The organism is Kaistella antarctica (assembly GCF_900109615.1).
GTDB lineage: Bacteria > Bacteroidota > Bacteroidia > Flavobacteriales > Weeksellaceae > Kaistella > Kaistella antarctica.
On the sequence record NZ_FOIX01000002.1, the window covers coordinates 195,422 to 214,941 of the forward strand.

Below are 19,520 nucleotides of genomic sequence, written 5' to 3' on the forward strand. Positions count from 1 at the left end.
AAATAAGTCTTTATAAAACTAAACTGTTGCATTTTTGCAACAGTTTTTTTATTTTTTACTGATAAAGGTGTCCCAATTAATTGGCTATCACTCGCAATTTCTTTAAATTTAATGATTGCAAATAATCCTTATGAAAAATATTAAAATATCGGTACTTTTCCTCTTAATGGGAAGTTTCGCTCTCAATGCTCAATCATTAAAATCTCCCGATGGAAAGTTTGAAATGAACTTCCAATTAAAAGCTGGCGTCCCTTATTATGATTTAAAATATCAGGGCAAAACCGTGGTTGAAGATTCTAAACTAGGCCTAAGATTATTAAAAGATGGCGATATTAAATTCGCTTCAGAAATTGAAACATTAGCCGGAAAAGGAAAAGATTTAGATAACGGCTTTACCAAAACCGCTGAAAAATACGATTCCAAAAATGAATCCTGGGATCCAATCATGGGCGAGAAGAAATCGTATCTCAACCATTACAATGAACTGGCGGTGACTTTAAATCAAACAACAAATGACCGACATATGATTGTCAAATTTCGTTTGTTTAATGATGGTCTAGGATTTCGCTATGAATTCCCCGAGCAAAAAAATCTGAATTATTTCATTATTAAAGAAGAAGATACCGAAATTGATTTACCCACCGATATGAAAGCTTGGTGGATTGCTGGTGATTACGATTCTCAAGAATACCAAACCCAAACGACCAACCTTTCCGAGGTTCCTGGCAGATGGCCCACTTCCTACGATGGAAATGCTTCGCAGACTTTAGTTAAAAATGCGGTACAGACGCCATTGATGTTAAAGAAAGAAGGCAAAGATCAATTGTATATGAATATTGCTGAAGCTGCGGTAATCAATTATCCAGCCTCTCATTTAGAATTAGACGCGGCGAATTTCAAATTTAAAACGCACTTAACTCCAGATGCTCAAGGTGCCAAAGGATATATTCAAACGCCCGCAGTTTCGCCTTGGCGCACCATTATTGTATCGCCTAAAGCAGAAGAAGTAATGGCGTCCAAAATGCTTTTTAATTTAAATGAACCAACGCATTACAAAGACACTTCGTATATTAAACCCACAAAATACATGGGCGTTTGGTGGGAAATGATTATCGGAAAATCGCAGTGGGCGTATTCTACCGCGAATAACGTGCACATCGGAAAAACCGATTTTACCAAATTAACGCCTAACGGAAAACACGCCGCCAGCAATACCAAAGTAAAAGAATACATCGACTTTGCTTCGGCCAATGGTTTCGATGCTTTATTAATTGAAGGTTGGAACACTGGCTGGGAAGATTGGTTCGGTCACAGCAAAGAATTTGTTTTCGATTTCATCACGCCTTATCCAGATTTCGATATTAAAATGTTGAACGATTATGCGCATTCAAAAAATCTAACCTTGATGATGCATCACGAAACTTCAGGATCTGCAACCAACTATGAAAGATGGGCAGATGAAGCATTTAAATTGATGAACAAATACGATTACAAATCCGTGAAGACAGGTTATGTTGGGAATATCATTCCACGTGGTGAACATCATTATTCGCAATGGACGATCAATCATTATTTAAGAATTGCCGAAAAAGCCAATGATTACAAAATCATGGTAAACTCGCACGAATCCGTTCGTCCTTCCGGTTTAAGCCGTACGTATCCAAACTGGATTGCCGCAGAAGCAGCACGTGGAACAGAATTCGAAGCCTTTGGTGGAAACAATCCGGATCATCAAACGATTTTACCGTTTACTAGATTCATGGGTGGACCAATGGATTACACGCCTGGAATTTTCCAAACCAAACTCGACTACTATTTTCCGGGCGATACCCGGTTTGTGAAAACAACGTTGGCGAAACAGTTGGCCTTATACGTGGTCATGTATTCGCCGCTTCAAATGGCCGCAGATTTACCAGAGAATTACGCCAAACACATGGATGCTTTTCAGTTCATCAAAGATGTTGCTTTAGATTGGGATGATACCAAAATTTTGTCGGCAGAACCTGGAGATTATATTCACACCGCGCGTAAAACGAAAGGAAAAGACGAATGGTTCGTAGGTGGAATCACCGATGAAAATGCACGAACGTATACGGTCGATTTCTCTTTCCTTCCAAAAGGTAAAAAGTATGAAGCCACCGTCTATGCTGATGGCGACGATGCCGATTACATCAACAATCCGCAATCTTATAAAATTTATAAAAAAACGGTAACAAGCAAATCGAAACTTCCCATGAAATTGGTAAGAAGTGGAGGTTATGCCATCTCAGTGAAACCTATTTAGTTTAAAAAATTGATCAACAGATTGCAATAAGTTTCAATGATACATAAATTGAAAGTCTTTAATCAGCAGAACATTTTTTTGATTCTCTTATTATTGATGGTGGTTTTGGGCAAAGTTCTTCCCTACGAAGAATCCTATCAGCAGGTTTTTAGTCTCAGTAGTTTTATCGATTGGGGAATCGCCGGAATTTTTTTGTTGTATGGACTCAAGCTAAACATTAAAGAAGTTAAGCAGGATATTGCCAATTGGAAATTGCATCTCGTGGTGCAGCTGGCGACTTTTATTCTGTTTCCACTTTTAGTTTTGCTTTTTTATGGCTTTGCGATCGGTACTGCGTATTACGCTTTGTGGCTGTCCATCTTTTTCCTGGCGAGTTTGCCGTCCACGGTATCATCGTCGGTCGTAATGGTTTCGATTGCGAAAGGTAATGTGACGTCGGCGATTTTTAACGCGTCAATGTCTGGAATTATCGGAATTATAATGACGCCTTTGCTGATGGGATTTTTCTTACAGCAAAGTGGTGAAAGTGGCGCAAATCAATCGGAGATTTTTTATCAACTGTTGCTTAAAGTTTTATTGCCCATTATTTTAGGTTTGCTTTTAAATCCAGTCTTTAAAAATTTCGTTCAAAAACATCGCAATCTTATTGCACAATTTGATAAACTCATTATTTTACTTATCGTGTATGAAAGTTTTTCCGAGGCTTTTTTGCAAAATGTTTTCACGGCCGTTCCAACTTTGGTTTTCATCATTCTCGTCGTCAGTGTTATCGCTCTCTTTTTTGCCGTCTTTGAAATTCTTGAGTTCGTCACCACCAAAATGAAATTCTCTCGGGAAGATAAAATTACGGCCAAGTTCTGCGGATCCAAAAAGTCGCTCGTTCATGGTAGTTTATTCGTGTTGATTCTGGAAATTCCTGACGATCAGAAAGTGCTTTTTCTTTTACCCGTCATGATTTTCCACAGCTTTCAATTGTTTTATGTGAGCTGGCTGGCAAGTAGATTAGCAAAAACCGCCCCAATAAATAGTTAATAAAAATGAAGATTTTCTTTAGGAGCTTAATCCCGTTTTCCTCTGTACCTGCCTGCCGGCAGGCACGGTCTTTTGCTCTTCGTCCCTCATCACAAAAGGATGCCGCTCCAACCGGGGCTATGTATTACGCTTTTAACCTTGACAAGTTTAATAAGTTCCAACATCCAATATTAATCTGCCAATATTGACAGCAAGAATTGAGTTAATAATTTAAATTTAAAATTAATGAAATTGGCGCTCGCGCCATCCAAAAAAATAAATCATGAAAAAGTTATCCCTTCTGTTCCTGTTCCTATCCACTTTTGTATTTGCTCAAATTCAAAAAGTAGAACCCGCTTTCTGGTGGAAAGGAATGAAAAATCCTGACCTTCAAATCTTGGTCTATGGAAAAGATATTGCAAAATATCACCTGGAACTTTCTGATAATATTAAAGTAAAAGATTTGACCAAAACAGAGAATCCGAATTATGTGTTCATCACCATTAACACCGATGAAATTAAAAAGTCTTCTTTTAAAATCAATTTTAAAAATGGAAAGAAAACGGTCGATTCTTACATTTACGAACTTAAAACTAGAAAAGCCGGATCTGCTGAAAGAAATTCATTTTCCTCTAAAGATGTCATGTATTTAATAATGCCAGATCGATTTGCAAATGGCGATGTCTCCAACGATTCGCAACCTCATTTAATTGAAAAAGCAAACCGCAATTTACCCAGCGGACGCCACGGTGGCGATTTGCGTGGCATCATTAATAATTTAGATTACCTGGAAAACTTAGGAGTTACCGCACTTTGGTTAACTCCCGCAAATGAGGACAATGAAAAACAAACTTCTTATCACGGTTACGCTCAAACAGATTTATATAAAATCGATGGCCGTTACGGAACCAATCAAGAATATCTGGAACTTTCCCAAAAACTTCAACAGCGCGGAATGATGCTGATTCAAGATTATGTCACCAACCATTGGGGAATTTATCATTGGCTGATTCAGGATTTACCGACCCAAGATTGGATTCATCAGTTCAAAGATGGCGAAGGAAAATACGGTTTCAAAAGATCGAATTACCGAACAACTTCTCAGTTCGATACCAACGTCGCGGAAATTGATAAACAAGAAGCCTTAAACGGTTGGTTTGATACGACGATGCCAGATCTCAATCAAAGAAATCCGTTGGTTTTAAAATACCTGACGCAGAACGCAATTTGGTGGATTGAATACGCAGAACTAGGCGGTTTGCGAGTTGATACTTATCCGTACAATGATAAAGTAGCCATGGCGAAATGGGCCAAAGCAATTACCGATGAATATCCAAAGTTCAATATTGTAGGTGAAGCATGGATGTACAATCCGGCTCATGTTTCTTACTGGCAAAAGGATTCTAAAATTGCCGAAATCGATAACTATAATTCTAACCTTCCGTCCGTTATGGATTTCACACTTTTCACGGATTTGCCGAATGCTTTGAAAGAAGAAGAAAGCTGGGATCAGGGAATGATTAAAATATATAATTCTTTTGGGAATGATTTTTTGTACCCCGACATCAACAATATTTTGGTCTTTTTTGAAAACCACGATACGCAAAGGTTCAATGAAATTTTTAATGGAGATATTCGCTACTACAAAATGGCGATGTCTTTAGTCGCCACGGTTCGTGGAATTCCACAAATTTACTACGGTTCAGAAATCGGCATGAAAGGCAACAAAGACAAAGGTGGTGACGCTGATATCCGCCGTGATTTTCCCGGTGGTTGGAAAGGTGATTCGCAAAGTGCTTTTGATCCCAAAACTCAAACCTTAGAACAGAAAGAATTTCATGATTTCACGCAGAAACTTTTAAACTGGCGAAAAGGGAAAGAAGTGATTCACACTGGAAAAACCAAACATTACATGCCGAAAGAAAAGGTTTATGTTTACTTTAGATATAATGATAAAGAAAAAGTGATGGTCGTCATTAATAACAATGAAAAAGAGCAAACTTTTGATTTAAATCGTTTCGCTGAATCCTTAGCTGGAATTTCTAAAGGAAGCGATGTTATCTCGGGTAAAGAAATTTCTGTTTCTACCCAAAATAAATTGACTGTTTCAGGAAAATCTTCATTAATTTTAGATCTTCAATAAAAGATATAGATACAGTTTTATATCTGTAGCAGAAATATCAACCACAAAACTTTCAAATATGACACATCTTAATTCCTTTGGCACACATAAAGAACTGATAAGTAAGTATGGCGAAGAAAATGCTCATTTAATATGGGTTATGGGATTGTATATAGATTCTCCCGATTTGGATCAATTAGCTGTAGAAAGCTTAACCGATGGAAGTGATGATAAAAAAATTGATTTTATTAAACTTGACGTGGAAAATAAAAAATTGATAGTTGTACAAGCATCGTATTCTAAAAGTGGAGCAATCTATAAAGCAAAAGCTAATAAGGCATCTGATTTAAATACAGCATTTGCATGGTTACTATCAGGAGATTTGGATGTTATTCGGGATGATGAAAACGGAAAATATCTGAATTCTCTTAAACAGACGGCAGAAGAGATAAGAAACGCATTGAAAGAAAACGAAATTGAAGAAGTAGATATTTTATATGTACATAATCTTGCGGAATCTCAAAACGTGCTAAATGAACTAAATACTGTCAAACAAAACTTAATTAAAATTTTACAGAATGATGAAATCAATGTGAATGCTCGAGAATTAGGAATTGAAAATATTGAAAAACTGTATAGATTAAAAGAAACAGCAATCGTAGTAAAAGATCAAATCTTACTTCCGGAAAAAATGAAATATGAGGAAGTTAATGAAATGTGGAAATCTGCAATTTTTAGTGTCTCAGGCGCCTGGTTAAAGTCACTTTATAATTCGTATGAAATGGATTTGTTTTCAGCAAACTATCGAAATTTTTTAGGAATAAGCAAAAGAGGCAGGAAAAGAATAAATCACGGTATCAAAAATACGACTGAGAATGAACCACAAAACTTCTGGGCTTTCAACAATGGTATTACAATATTAACAACAAAATATCTCGCAAATCCTGAAGATGAAAACGAAACAATTCTAGAAGGAATTTCGATTATTAATGGGGCTCAGACTACTGGTTCAATTGCACATTCAGAATCTGATCAACTTGATAATGTAAAAGTTCTTTGTAGGGTTATTGAATCATCCGATGAAAAAACAATTAGTTCGATTATTGAGTTCAATAACACACAAAATGAAATTACAACTTGGGATAAATATAGTAAAAACCCTGAACAGGAAAGAATAGCAGAAGAATTTAGCAAGTTGGGATATAATTATTCTTTCAAACGTGGTTTTGAAAATAATTCCGCGTTGAGTATTGAAGTAGTTGCGCAACCTGTTTCAGCATTACATGGTAATTATTTAGATGCGGGAAGTGGAAAAAATAATATTTTCGAAAAATCGAGTCTTTATGATGATGCTTTTCATGGTACAAAATCTAAACATTTGCTGTTAGCGTATTGTTTATTAAAAGCTATAGATGCAAGATTTTATGATTTAAAAGTGAAAAATAATTCAGGATTATGTACTGAAGATGAAATTAAACAATTATCACTTTCAAAATTTTTAAGATTTAAATATTATATACTTTCCTTAATTGGGGACACATTTGAAACAATATTGGGACAAGGCGCGGACAAAAAAAATATTTCTTTCGCAAACGGAATAGCCACTTTCGAACATAATACTATTTTGGAATTAATTGAAAAATGTAAACCACTAGCTACGTTGATTATTACATACGTTTCAAAAACTATAGGGATTAACTTCACGGAAATTATGTACAATAAAGAGGAATATAATAGAGTTAAAGACGCTTTGAAAAATACTATTGATACTATTAAATTGACCACACCAGAAAATAATCCCTTTACTACATTTGCAACTTTAATAGCACCGAAAGGCTAAGGATAAAGCTTTAAACCAAATTTATTGAACCCTTTTTAATTTTAAAATTTAATTCGAATGAAAAAGAATATCGCATTTACCGTAATCACATTTCTCCTGATTTTCTCCAATTCCCTTTTCTCGCAGAAAAAAGGTTTTTATGAAAATGTTCAGAAAAAGCATGTGAGCAAAGTTTTAGATGATTTGAATTTGTATGCGTCCACCGCAGACTTTAAAAATTACTTTGATCTCTATGCCGAAGAATCGACCTTCATCGGAACGGACGCCAATGAAGTCTGGAATAAGAAAGAATTCATGGACTATTCTAAACCGCATTTCGATAAAGGGAAAGCCTGGAGTTTTACTTCTTTAAAAAGAAACATTACGTTCAGCGCTGACGGAAAATATGCCTGGTTCGATGAGTTACTCGATACTCAAATGAAAATCTGTCGCGGAAGTGGCGTTCTGGAAAAAATAGGAACACAATGGAAAATCAGACAGTATGTTTTGTCAATGACGATTCCTAACGACGTAAACAAAGAAATTATTAAAATAAAAACTCCAATTGAGGAAGCATTAATTCAAAAATTAAAATAACATCAATGATATCAAAACAAACCGATACCGTTTTTACCAAAAGAGTAAAACCTAAACTGTCGATTCCTCAGATTATCAATATGAGTATGGGTTTCCTCGGAATCCAGCTGGCTTTTGGTTTACAAAATGGAAATGCGAGTAGAATATTTGCAAATCTAGGCGCCAATGTGGAAGACCTGTCTTTATTTTGGTTGGTCGCACCCATCATGGGTTTAATCGTTCAACCTCTAATTGGCCATTTTGGCGATAATACCTGGTCTGAAAAGTGGGGAAGAAGAAAACCTTATTTTTTGGTAGGTGCCGTTTTGTGCGCCGTAGGTTTGGTTTTACTTCCGAATGCTCCCTCAATGTCTCATCTTTTAGCGGGGAATGCTTTAATTTTAGCAGTGATTTTCATGGCAATGATGGATGGATCCATTAACGTTGCCATGGAACCGTTCCGTGCTTTGGTCGGAGATATGTTGCCGAAATATCAGGGAACTTTAGGCTTTTCAATCCAGACGATATTGATTGGTATTGGTGCCGTGATTGGATCTTATCTGCCAAGTGTGCTTACTAATTTTGGAATTTCCAACGTAGCACCAGAAGGATTTGTGCCCAACAATGTCATCTATTCATTTTATGTGGGTGCCGTCATTTTAATTTTATCAATATTATATACCATTTTTACAACCAAAGAATATTCCCCAAAAGATTTCGCAGATTTTGCCGGAAATGATGAGGTTGTAGAGCCTTCAAAATTCAGTGATATTTTTACCGATTTTGCGAAGATTCCTTCCAAGATGAAAAAATTGGGTGTCGTCCAATTTTTCTCCTGGTTTGCCTTGTTCACCATGTGGGTTTTTACGACCAGTGCTTTAGCTACGCATCATTTTGGACTTTCGCCTGAAGACACCCAATCAGTCGGATTTAGTAACGCCGGTGAATTAACTGGAAGACTTTTCGGGATGTATAATTTCTGGGCGATTCCTTTTGCCTTTTTATTAACGCCATTGGCAATTAAGATTGGTAAGAAACAGACTCACGCCTTGGCTTTACTTTGCGGAGGATTAGGTTTAATTTCGATGTTCTTAATTAAAGATACCAGCTTGCTTTGGATTTCTATGATCGGGTTAGGATTCGCCTGGGCGAGTATATTAGCAATGCCTTACGCGATGTTAATCGATGCAATTCCACAACATAAAATGGGAATTTATATGGGGATTTTCAATTTCTTTATTGTAATGCCACAGATTATTAATGGTCTTTTCGGCGGAATGATTGTTTCCAAAGTTTTTGGAAATATGGCCATTGATTATGTCGTAGTTGGTGGAGTCTGTATGTTGATTGCAGCCGCCGTTACCATGTTTTTAATTAAAAATGATGAAGACGAAACTCCGAAAGAGATTGCGGAAGAAATTAAAACCGTTCATTTTTAAACCGTAGATTTAAAATATAATTAACAAAACCTCAAATCTAATTTGAGGTTTTTACTTTTCTGTCAAGGCTTCTCTGATTTGTTTCAACGCTTTAGTCATATGACTTTCGATGGTTTTGGTAGAGATATTGAGTTGCTCGGCAATCTCTTTATATTTCATCCCATTAATTTTACTCAGGATAAAAACCTCGCGACATTTCGGCGGTAAATTGTCAATTTCTTTTCGAATTTTATCTAATAAAACTTGATTGTCCTGTTCATCTTCAATTTCGTCAATGGCTTCAATAACTGCATCTTCAATATTCTGGAATTTACTGCTCTTTCGAATATGCATTAAGTATTCGTGATAAGAAACTTTATATAAATAGGATTTTAAGGAAGTGGTTAAAATAATCTTTTCGCGCTGCTCCCAAACTTTTACCATGGTTTGCTGCGCCATTTCTTCAGAAAGGTTTTGGTTTCGGGACATTTTAAAAATGAACTGGGTGAGTTTGGCAAAATATTCCTCATAAACTACTTTAAAGGCAGTTTGAGAATTATCTTTAATGGCGTCAAATAGCCGTTTGTCATCTACAATACCAAACAAAATCGAAAATAATTTAAAATAAAATTAAAAAAAATAGAAAAAGAGTAGGGGATTGCTAATTACTATGCATCATACTATAAAGCAAAAGTAATCCTTATGAATCAAAATTCTGAAATTTTTACCATTATTAGCAATTATTTCTTCGATGAAATCTCGATTGAAGAGCAGGAAATATTGAATGAGTGGTTGAAAAGTCCTGAGAATAAAGCGGTTTTTAAAGATTTTGCAAAAGCGAATTATCTCTACACTGCAGAGCCCAATTATAAGATTGTAAAACTGCCAAGCCGGATCAATGTTTTTGCCAGGAAGGCGATGAGATATGCAGCGTTACTTTTACTTATTGTGGCTGTTGGGATTTACTGGAAATTGAGTACGAATAAAATGTCGACTCCAAATTCTGAATTCATCAGTGTTGCAGTAAACGGTGAATATCAAGTTCTGAAAAATCCTGAATCGAATAGTATTTTAACCGATGAAAATAAAGTTCAGTTAGCAAGTTTAGAAAACGGCACGCTTCGTTTGATGGCTAACCAATCAGATTCAAACTTAATCATTAATGTTCCAAATGGTAAAAATCTTAAAGTGATTTTGTCTGACGGGTCTGAAGTTTTACTAAACGCTGGAACTCAAATTTCTTTAGAAAATGATTTTGTAAAAAGCGATTCTCGTAAAGTAACTTTAATTGGAGAAGCATTTTTTGAAGTTACTAAAGATTCGGCGCATCCTTTTTATGTGATCACCGATCAGTTTACAACTAAAGTATTAGGAACCAAGTTTAATATTTCCTCTTATAAAAATCAACGGGAAACGTTTGTCAATCTTGTGGAAGGAAAAATTGAAGTCAGCGGTAAACAAATCGCGGCGAAAGAGATTTTAACTCCCGGTCAAAAAATCACTTTTAATCCTAGCAATAAAATTTCCGTGGTAGCACCCGCAAAACCAGAACAGGATATGGACTGGCTCAATAAAGAAATTGCTTTCGACAATAGTACTACCGAAGAAGTCCTCAGTAAGATCGAGCGCGTGTACGGACTTGAAATTGTTCGCAACCGCGTGGAAGTTGAAAACTTTCATTTCTCCGGAACCTTTAAAATTGAAAATCTAGATCAAATTACCCACAGTTTAGAAATCCTGCTGAATTGCAAAATTCAAAAAGATGGAAGTAAGCTGATATTAATTTCAAAAAATTAAAACAAACAAACCAGTAAACATGAAGAAAGTTAATCATGGCAAAAAGACATTTCTCAATGTCCGCTTAGTTATTGCCGCCAGTTTTTTATTGTTCGGTCTTTCAAACGCTCAGATTGCTGGGTCAGGTGAATCGGTAACTATAGAAAGCGCGTTCAAAACAATTGAACTGAAAACAGGTTACAGCATTTTTTACAAAAAAGAATTACTGAGTGCCGATACTAAAATTAATCTTGAAAATCAGGATGATAACATTCAAAATTATTTAGCGGAACTCACCAAAAAAACGGGATTAAAATTCACCGTTATTGGGAAGCAAATTATTGCCAGCGAAATTACTGCAATGAAAGTTTCGGGAAAAATTACTGAACCAAATGGCCAGATTGCTGTAAATGCTACTGTTGAGAATCTTAACCGTTCATCCTCAACTGTAACTGATGACTACGGAAATTATGAGGTATCTGCTAAGCTAGGTGATATCCTTCAAATTTCTAAAGGAGCTCTTTCAGAGAAAGTAACCGTACAATCCAATACCATGGATTTTGTTCTTGAACCACTTTTGACTGACGCTGCGAACGAAGCTGCCATTGAGGGAATTTTAATCACAGGTTACCAGAGAATTGATCCGAATAAAGCGGCCGCTTCTTATACAAGTGTGAACATGGAAAATTTTCAGAAACGAGGAAATAGCGATATTTTAAGTTCGTTAGAAGGTTTAACTCCAGCTTTGACGGTTTATTCTGATCCTTCAAACCCAGGTTCTAAATTATTTAACTTAAGAGGTGTTGCAACCCTTTCTGGAAATACAAAACCATTAATCGTTGTTGATGGATTTCAATATGATGGAGATTTAAACACCATCAATCCTTATGAAGTTGAAAGTATTACTTTATTAAAAGATGCTGCTTCTGCTTCAGTTTATGGTGCCAAATCAAGCAACGGTGTAATTGTTATTACGACCAAAAAAGGAAAGAAAGGTAAAACGGTTTTCCGTTACACCACCAACTATTCGATCAGTGAGAAAACCGATTTGAATTACGCTATGAATCGTGCAAGCTCTTCACAATTAGTCGATGCACAAAGTGTTTACCCTAAAAGTGAAATCGCGAATGGTGGAAATTTATATGATTATGAAAGTGAATTTAATGATCCTTATAATTATTTAGGAAATTTATTCGCTGGGTCAAAAAATCAAGTTTATTTATTGTATGCTGATTTGCAACAAGGTAGAATTACGCAGGAACAGCTGGATGCAAAATTAAATATTTTGCGCGGTCGTGATAATACCAATGATATCGCGAAACTTTATTTGCAAACGCCAATGGTTTCTCAGCATAACATTTCTGCTGCTGGCGGTGGTGATAATTTCAAATACCGAACTTCTTTAAATTATACTAAAGAATACGGTAACATTCAAGGATCGTCCAACGATAAAGGACTTTTTGATTTCGTAAGTGAAATTAATTTAAGCCCAAGATTAACGCTGGATTTGCAAACTAATTTATCCTTGAGTCAGGAGAAAGCAACGCCGATTGATTTTTACAGTACGAATCCGAATGATTTAACTTCTATTTTCAAAATAAGTTCTTACCAAAATTTCTACGGTGCGAACAATGAAGCGTTGTCTGTTTTCAAACCAGTTAATTACGATACAAGCTACAGTTATGGTGGGAAAGAACCTTACGAAATTCAAAGGTTGAAAGAATTAGGCCTTTATGATGAAACTTTTTCTCCCGTAAATGATTTCAATAAATATTCGAATAATTCAGAAAACTGGTCTTCAAGAGTTCAAGGTTTGTTTAATTATAAACTAACCTCCGATTTGAAATTGAAATTTGGTGGACAGTTCATGAAAAGCAGCCTCAACAATCAAAGAATTGCTGATGGAGATTCCAACGAAATGGCAGGTTTGCTGAACAACACAACGGCCCTTTTAGACTATACGGGTGGTGTGAAGAAAATGTATCTTCCAGTTGGGGGTCGTAAAATCGAAAGTCAAACTGATATTACCAATTACTTACTGAGAGTTCAGTTGGATTATGACAAAAAATTTGGAGATCATTACCTCAACGCGATTGTGGGTGGTGAGGTTCAAAGCAATCATGTTAAAGGGACGGTGAGCGATTTATTCGGTTATAGCAGAACCAGCAATACTTTTGTGCAGGCAGATAAAATGTTTTTGAATTCTCTAATTTTCGATACTTATAATCCAGGTGGTTATACCGATGGAGTTAATTTCTTCGATGAACTCATTGACAACACGGACCGATTTGTTTCGATGTACGCCAATGCTAATTATTCCTTTAAAAATAAATATATCTTAACGGGAAGTGCTAGAATCGATCAATCGAACTTCTTTGGTACCGATCCGCAGTACCGTTACAAACCGTTCTGGTCTGTAGCTGCGAAATGGCGTGCTGGTCAAGAAGATTTTATGGGAAGTGGTGAGCGGACTTTAGATCTAAGAGCATCTTACGGTGTTAACGGAAATATCGCCAACAAATACGGACCTTACGATGTAGGCCGAATTGTACAAGGATATATTACGGATTACAACGCTGGACTTGCGATTGAAAATTATAAAGTAAATGATTTGAGATGGGAACGTACCGATATTTTAAATTTAGGTGCAGATGTTTCGCTCTTCAAAAAGAGATTGAATTTGGCTTTGGATTATTATAAAAAAGATTCTCATGATTTGCTTTCAATCATCGATGCTGACCCAACTTTAGGTGCTTCACCAATTATTAAAAATACAGCGTCGATCGTTAATGACGGTTACGAAGCTTTACTAACTTCCAGAAATGTTGATACCAATGATTTCCGTTGGGACACGCAATTTAACTTTAGATATAATAAAGGAAAAGTAACCGAGGCTTATACAGAAGATTCTGGCGTAAGACAGATTTTAGGAAAGATTCAGAATATCAAAGGGTTTGAACCGAATTCTATTATGGTACTTGATTACGCAGGTGTTGATAATGAAGGTTATGGTTTAATTAGAAAGAAAGATGGATCATTAGTACAAATCACCGATCGGATCTATCGTGAAGTATTCTCTAAAGAAGATTTGGTTTCTGGTGGAACAACGTTACCAAAATACACGTCTTCAATTAATAACAATTTCTATTATAAAGGATTTGGACTATCGTTTATGTTCATTTATCAAGGTGGTTTCTCTTTGTTGAAAGACGGTTACAACGGTGAAGCTTTAATGGATGAGGTTTCTTTAGTCAATGCAGAAGCAGGTAACGCTTGGACACAACCTGGTGATGAATTGAACACCAATATTCCAAGAATCAACAGTACATTCCCGGTTTCTTACATCGCTTCATCAACCAAGAATATCATTGATGGGGATTTCGTTAGACTTCGTGATGTGATTGTGAGTTACACCATTCCGATGGAAATGAGCAAAAACTTTGGGTTCTCAGAATTTACTGTTAATCTTCGTGCGAACAACTTGTATTTATGGACTAAGAATAAAGAAGGAATCGATCCTGAATCTCATGGTTTAGGTTTCAGATATTACAAAATTCCAAAAACGGTTAGTTTAGGTCTTAACGTTAGTTTTTAATCAAAATAAATTATTTAAAAAATGAAAAAATATATAGTACTACTGGCAAGTTCTCTGCTTCTGTTTTCTTGTAGAGAGTATCTGGATGTTGTTCCGAAAGGATATATAATTCCGACTTCTGTAGCTGATTATGAATTGTTATTGATTGGTGGAGATGGCGGACCCAACTTTACCAGAAATGAAGAAATCTTGCATTTAACCAATGACAACTTTTATCTTTCTTCAAATGAGGTTGGGAATGTAAATAATAATCTAAACACCAACTTCGCTCTTTATTCTTGGAGTAATTTTAGATTTTCTGATCCCACTCTTTCCAACAGTGCTTGGAATGATGCTTACAAAAACATCTACACTTTTAATAAAATCATCAACGAAATCGATGCAGCCACTTTAGAAGTTGGCGATACCGAAGAAGCAAGATTGAAAGTAAAAGCACAAGCCCTTTACGGTAGAGCTTACGAATATTTGTTTTTGGTTAATACGTTCTGTAAACAATACACCAAAGCGTCTGCGGGTACAGATTACGGAGTTCCATTGGTTTTAAAAGCTGATGTTACCCAAACCTTACCTTCCCGCGGAACGGTGGCCGAAGTGTACACTCAGATCATTGGAGATTTGCAATTAGCCTTACCGAATTTACCAGCTAAAGCGAAGATTCTTGTTTTGCCAAGTTCAGGCTCAGGATATGCACTTTTGGCGAGAACTTATTTGTATCAAAGTGATTATGAAAATGCCAAGAAATATGCTGAATTGGCCCTGGAGAAAAAATCTCAGATCGTAGATTATACCCAACCTGATTTCTCCAACTTTACTTTATCAATGAAAAATAATGAGCAATATGCCATTCATTACATGTCCCAACCCGGGAATGGTTATTTAAGCGCTGATGCCATGGAGTTATTTCCAGAAGATGGAACCATGGACAAAAGGTTGTTCGAACAGTTCATCGAAAATCCTATAATAGAAGCTGGTGAAGTGATCGGGTTTCAATATTTAATGGGCTCTTACGATTATGAATTCAAAGGAACAACTTCTACTTCGGTCCCAGAAATGATGATCACCCTTGCAGAATCACAAGCGAGATTAGGGAATGCTGGAGCAGCGATTGCAATTGTTAACGATATTAGAAATAATAGAATTGAGGGAAATGTAGAAGTTTCTGAAGCAGATTTCCCAACGCCAAATTCATTGTTGAAATTTATTTTAGAGGAACGTCGTCGGGAAATGATTTATTCAAACACGCGTCTTTTCGATTTGAAACGTCAGAATTTAGAACCAGCTTTTGCGAAAACAACGTTGCATAAGATTGAAGGTAAAAATCCTTTAAGTTTTACGGCTCAAGCAAATTCTAATCAACTCGTAATTCCAATTCCGGCGCAAGTTTTAAAATTTAATCCAGGAATGCCTCAAAACCAATAACCTTTAATTATTAAAAATTTATAATGAAAAATAGTACCAAAACATTTCTACTGACCATCATGGCGTTTTTCGTAGCGTCTTGTTCCAAAGAAAAATCGGAGTATCAGTTAACTGCCACTCTTCCAAAAGAGGTTAAAGTAGATTCTCTTTATCTTTTAGATTATAAAGGAGAGAAAATTAAAGGCGTTGTTGCCGACAAAGAGGGAAAATTTGTTTTCACAGGAAAAGCTGCAGAAGCTGCTCCGGCCGGAATTTCTAATGAAAAAGCACATCTTTATATTCCCTTTATTTTGGAAAATGCAGATATCGCCATCGATGTGAAAGACACCGATATGAACACGGATATCAAAGGTGGCGAAATCCACAACATCGTTTATGGATATGAAAAAGATCCTAAATACGCAAAATTAAATTTGGAACGTCGTAAAGTTTCCAAAGAACAGTTTACGGATTTAGATATGACCGATGAGAAGAAAGTAGAAGAGGCGAGAAAAATCGTCAACACAGTAGGTGATCAGGTGTATAAAATCAAAAATGACTATCTGAAAAAAGTGGTTGCAGATGATAATCCACCGATGGCGAAAGCGATTGCATCAACCATGATTAGTGATAGAGATTATACGGCAGAGAAAATATTGGCGAGACTGGCGAAGTATAAAAAAGAAATCGGAAAAAGCGACTACATCACCTACTACGAAAAAATGATGAATGAGTTTAAGGAGATGCAGGATAACGCCGAAAATGTGACCGTTGGAAGTACGTACAAAGATATTATCGGGAAAGACAGAAATGGAAAAGACATTAAATTGTCTGATCTGGTAGCGAAAAACAAATACACCATCCTAGAATTCTGGGCAAGCTGGTGTGGACCATGTCGTGGTGAAATCCCGAATTTGAAAAAAGCTTACGCTAAATACAATTCTAAAGGTCTCGAAATTATGTCGGTTTCTTTAGATTCTAAAAATGATGCCTGGATTAAGGCTTTAGATGACGAAAAAACCATCTGGCCGAATGTAATTGTCGATGGTGAGTTTCGAAATCCTCAGGTCGTAAATTATGGTATTACAGGAATTCCGGCGAGTTACCTAATCGATCAAGATGGAAAAATTGTCGCTTCTAATTATGATCTTCGGGAGTTCGATTTAGACCGAACGCTTTCCAAATTTATCAAGTAAAATATCTTTAAAGGCTGCCGGCTGATTACTATTCTGATTGTCAAATATCAAATTTTTTTAAGGTTAATACGTTAGTTCGGCAGTTTTATTTTAAATAAGTTCCTTCGCAATATGAAAAAGTTTTTTCTCTTATTTCTCGGATTTTTAAGTATTCTTTTTACAGCTCAAGTTAAAGATCCTGTTAAAATCGATTACAGCATTCAGCCATTGGGCGATAATGTTTATGAAGCAGTTTTCAAAGCAACCATCGATGATACCTGGCATTTGTATTCCAAAGATTTGCCGCCAAATTCTGGTATTCCAACCGAGATAAAAATTTCTGGTGACGATGTTGAATTGATTGGTGGCGTAGAAGAAGTCGGTGAGAAACACGATGAATATTCGAAAGCCTTCAAAGCGCGGATTATTTATTTCTCCAATCAAGTTGATTTTAAACAAAAATTTAAAATCAAGAATCCGGAGAAATTAGCCAAAATCGATGCTGAGATTTATTACCAAACTTGTGATGATAAGATCTGTTTAGCACCGAATACCTTGTCTTTTGAGAAATCAATCGAGAATGGAAAAGTCTTAGAAACTGAAACGGATGTCGCTGCAGATACAGCAGAAGGAATAGATTCTAATTCAATTAAAGTCGCTTCATTAGATATTGAAAATACTTTAACCGATTGTGGAATTGCCTCAGAAACTCCGTCTGAAAATTACTGGTCTTACTTATTATTAGGTTTTATTGGAGGTTTAATCGCCTTGTTAACGCCGTGCGTTTTCCCAATGATTCCCTTAACGGTTTCCTTCTTTACAAAAGGTTCCAAAGACAAATCAAAAGGAAAAAGAGATGCCTTTATCTACGGATTTTTCATCCTCTTAATTTTCGTTTTGTTAAGTGTTCCTTTTCACGTTATTGATGGAATTGCTGGAAACATATTTAATGAAATCTCAACTTCAGTTTGGTTGAACATCGCGTTTTTCGTGATCTTCTTATTCTTTGCTGGAAGTTTCTTTGGATATTATGACATCACTTTGCCGAGTTCAATCGCCAATAAATCGTCCAAAGCAGAAGACGCTGGTGGAATTATCGGAATCTTTTTCATGGCCTTAACTTTAGTGATTGTTTCATTCTCTTGTACAGGACCAATCTTGGGAAGTTTGCTCGGAAGCGCCGTTACAGGCTCTTCAAATGTTCCAATGTTGTTGACTTTTGCTCTCGCAGGTTTCGGCGTAAGTTGGGCAATCGTTTTCGGACTGTTGGCCTTATTTCCACAAGCACTTCAAAGTTTACCAAAATCTGGTGGCTGGATGAATACGGTGAAAGTAGTTTTAGGGTTCATCGAATTAGGTTTGGCTTTAAAGTTTTTATCAAAAGCAGATTTAGTGACGAAAACGTTCTTACTGAAAAGAGAATTGTTCATCGCACTTTGGATCTTGATTACCATCGGATTGGTATTATACTTATTCGGTATTATTAAATTTCCTCACGATGATAAAAAAGCAAAAATTTCTCCGCTAAGAAAATTGTTCGGAGTTTTAGGTATTGCCTTTTTAGTCTATTTAATTCAAGGTTTAATTCCGTCAGAAAGACCAAGACTAACAATGTTATCAGGAATTTTACCTCCTGTAAATGTGAGTTATTTCCATAACGAAGAAGATGGTATTTTCGGAATGCATCCAGAAAACGATTATTTCAAAGCGTTAGCGTTAGCCAAGAAAGAAAACAAACTAATCCTCGTCGATTTCACCGGTTACGGTTGTGAAAACTGCCGTAAAATGGAAGAGTTCGTTTGGAATGAACCGGATATTTTACCTCTGCTACAAGAAGAATTCATCTTGGCGTCACTTTATGTTGATGACAAAGAAGCACTTCCTGAAGACGAACAAAAATCAATCGACATGGGCGGTGGCAAAATGAAGAAAATTAAAACCATTGGCGATAAATGGAGCATGTTCCAGCAAGTCAACTTTAATAATAATTCACAACCTCATTATGTTTTGGTTACGCCAGACGGACAAATTATCAACAAACCAGTTTCAGGCTACATGCCAAAAGAAGATTTCAAAGCCTTCCTACAATGTGGTTTAGAGTACTTCAAGAAAAATAAAAAATAAAAAATAAAAAATTTTAACGCAAAGACGCAGAGGTTTTTTTTACAAAAATGCTGTTTTGCATACGTTTTTAAGTTCGCCAAGGCGTTTCACTCAGCAAAGAAAAAAAATAAAAATAGACTAATATCCATTTTGAAAATAAGCAGGAAATTTTCCTGCGAACTTGGCTAAGTGAAACGCCGTTGCGATCGTAATTTAAGCATCGCATCTCTCAAAAACCCTTGC

The 19,520-nt window shown here is 36.1% G+C and carries 12 protein-coding genes; 11 read left to right on the forward strand and 1 reads right to left on the reverse strand.

Annotated elements, in window-relative coordinates; genetic code table 11:
• The first annotated feature begins 130 nt into the window (after positions 1-130).
• From BMX49_RS05575 to BMX49_RS05600, 6 genes are all read left to right on the forward strand, one after another.
• Positions 131-2,284, forward strand: a complete 2,154-nt coding sequence (locus BMX49_RS05575) for a glycoside hydrolase family 97 protein (RefSeq protein ID WP_034717004.1) — start codon at positions 131-133, stop codon at positions 2,282-2,284.
• A gap of 36 nt (positions 2,285-2,320) precedes the next feature.
• Positions 2,321-3,316, forward strand: a complete 996-nt coding sequence (locus BMX49_RS05580) for a bile acid:sodium symporter (protein ID WP_034717001.1) — start codon at positions 2,321-2,323, stop codon at positions 3,314-3,316.
• A gap of 262 nt (positions 3,317-3,578) precedes the next feature.
• Positions 3,579-5,438 (forward strand): glycoside hydrolase family 13 protein, encoded by a 1,860-nt coding sequence (locus BMX49_RS05585; protein ID WP_034716998.1) that lies wholly within the window; start codon positions 3,579-3,581, stop codon positions 5,436-5,438.
• Between the two features lie 58 nt (positions 5,439-5,496).
• Positions 5,497-7,257 carry an AIPR family protein gene (locus tag BMX49_RS05590; protein ID WP_051803571.1) on the forward strand — a complete coding sequence of 587 codons (1,761 nt, stop codon included), beginning with the start codon at positions 5,497-5,499 and terminating at the stop codon, positions 7,255-7,257.
• Positions 7,258-7,314: 57 nt separating this feature from the next.
• Positions 7,315-7,833, forward strand: a complete 519-nt coding sequence (locus tag BMX49_RS05595) for a nuclear transport factor 2 family protein (RefSeq protein WP_034716994.1) — start codon at positions 7,315-7,317, stop codon at positions 7,831-7,833.
• A gap of 5 nt (positions 7,834-7,838) precedes the next feature.
• Positions 7,839-9,251, forward strand: a complete 1,413-nt coding sequence (locus tag BMX49_RS05600; RefSeq protein WP_034716990.1) for an MFS transporter — start codon at positions 7,839-7,841, stop codon at positions 9,249-9,251.
• Between the two features lie 51 nt (positions 9,252-9,302).
• On the opposite strand, the gene BMX49_RS05605 is transcribed toward BMX49_RS05600, so the two are convergent.
• Positions 9,303-9,836, reverse strand: a complete 534-nt coding sequence (locus BMX49_RS05605) for an RNA polymerase sigma factor (protein ID WP_034716988.1) — start codon at positions 9,834-9,836, stop codon at positions 9,303-9,305.
• Between the two features lie 96 nt (positions 9,837-9,932).
• On the opposite strand from BMX49_RS05605, the gene BMX49_RS05610 reads away from it, so the two are divergent.
• The 5 genes from BMX49_RS05610 (at position 9,933) to BMX49_RS05630 (ending at position 19,298) form a co-directional block, all read left to right on the forward strand.
• The gene (locus BMX49_RS05610; protein WP_034716986.1) at positions 9,933-11,027 is read left to right on the forward strand and encodes a FecR family protein; all 1,095 of its coding nucleotides are present in this window, start codon (positions 9,933-9,935) and stop codon (positions 11,025-11,027) included.
• Between the two features lie 19 nt (positions 11,028-11,046).
• Entirely contained in the window at positions 11,047-14,601 is a 3,555-nt protein-coding gene (locus BMX49_RS05615) for a SusC/RagA family TonB-linked outer membrane protein (RefSeq protein WP_034716984.1), read from the forward strand.
• A gap of 21 nt (positions 14,602-14,622) precedes the next feature.
• Positions 14,623-16,020, forward strand: coding sequence for a RagB/SusD family nutrient uptake outer membrane protein (locus BMX49_RS05620; protein ID WP_034716982.1), 1,398 nt, complete (start codon positions 14,623-14,625; stop codon positions 16,018-16,020).
• Between the two features lie 23 nt (positions 16,021-16,043).
• Positions 16,044-17,195 carry a TlpA disulfide reductase family protein gene (locus BMX49_RS05625; protein ID WP_051803570.1) on the forward strand — a complete coding sequence of 384 codons (1,152 nt, stop codon included), beginning with the start codon at positions 16,044-16,046 and terminating at the stop codon, positions 17,193-17,195.
• A 111-nt stretch (positions 17,196-17,306) separates the two neighbouring features.
• Complete coding sequence (locus BMX49_RS05630) at positions 17,307-19,298, forward strand: protein-disulfide reductase DsbD family protein (RefSeq protein ID WP_034716979.1); 1,992 nt, start codon at positions 17,307-17,309, stop codon at positions 19,296-19,298.
• Positions 19,299-19,520 lie beyond the last annotated feature (222 nt).

Coding starts and splice junctions, on each gene's coding strand:
- BMX49_RS05575 (WP_034717004.1), top strand. CDS start 131: ATGAAAAATATTAAAATATCGGTACTTTTCCTCTTAATGGGAAGTTTC.
- BMX49_RS05580 (WP_034717001.1), top strand. CDS start 2,321: ATGATACATAAATTGAAAGTCTTTAATCAGCAGAACATTTTTTTGATT.
- BMX49_RS05585 (WP_034716998.1), top strand. CDS start 3,579: ATGAAAAAGTTATCCCTTCTGTTCCTGTTCCTATCCACTTTTGTATTT.
- BMX49_RS05590 (WP_051803571.1), top strand. CDS start 5,497: ATGACACATCTTAATTCCTTTGGCACACATAAAGAACTGATAAGTAAG.
- BMX49_RS05595 (WP_034716994.1), top strand. CDS start 7,315: ATGAAAAAGAATATCGCATTTACCGTAATCACATTTCTCCTGATTTTC.
- BMX49_RS05600 (WP_034716990.1), top strand. CDS start 7,839: ATGATATCAAAACAAACCGATACCGTTTTTACCAAAAGAGTAAAACCT.
- BMX49_RS05610 (WP_034716986.1), top strand. CDS start 9,933: ATGAATCAAAATTCTGAAATTTTTACCATTATTAGCAATTATTTCTTC.
- BMX49_RS05615 (WP_034716984.1), top strand. CDS start 11,047: ATGAAGAAAGTTAATCATGGCAAAAAGACATTTCTCAATGTCCGCTTA.
- BMX49_RS05620 (WP_034716982.1), top strand. CDS start 14,623: ATGAAAAAATATATAGTACTACTGGCAAGTTCTCTGCTTCTGTTTTCT.
- BMX49_RS05625 (WP_051803570.1), top strand. CDS start 16,044: ATGAAAAATAGTACCAAAACATTTCTACTGACCATCATGGCGTTTTTC.
- BMX49_RS05630 (WP_034716979.1), top strand. CDS start 17,307: ATGAAAAAGTTTTTTCTCTTATTTCTCGGATTTTTAAGTATTCTTTTT.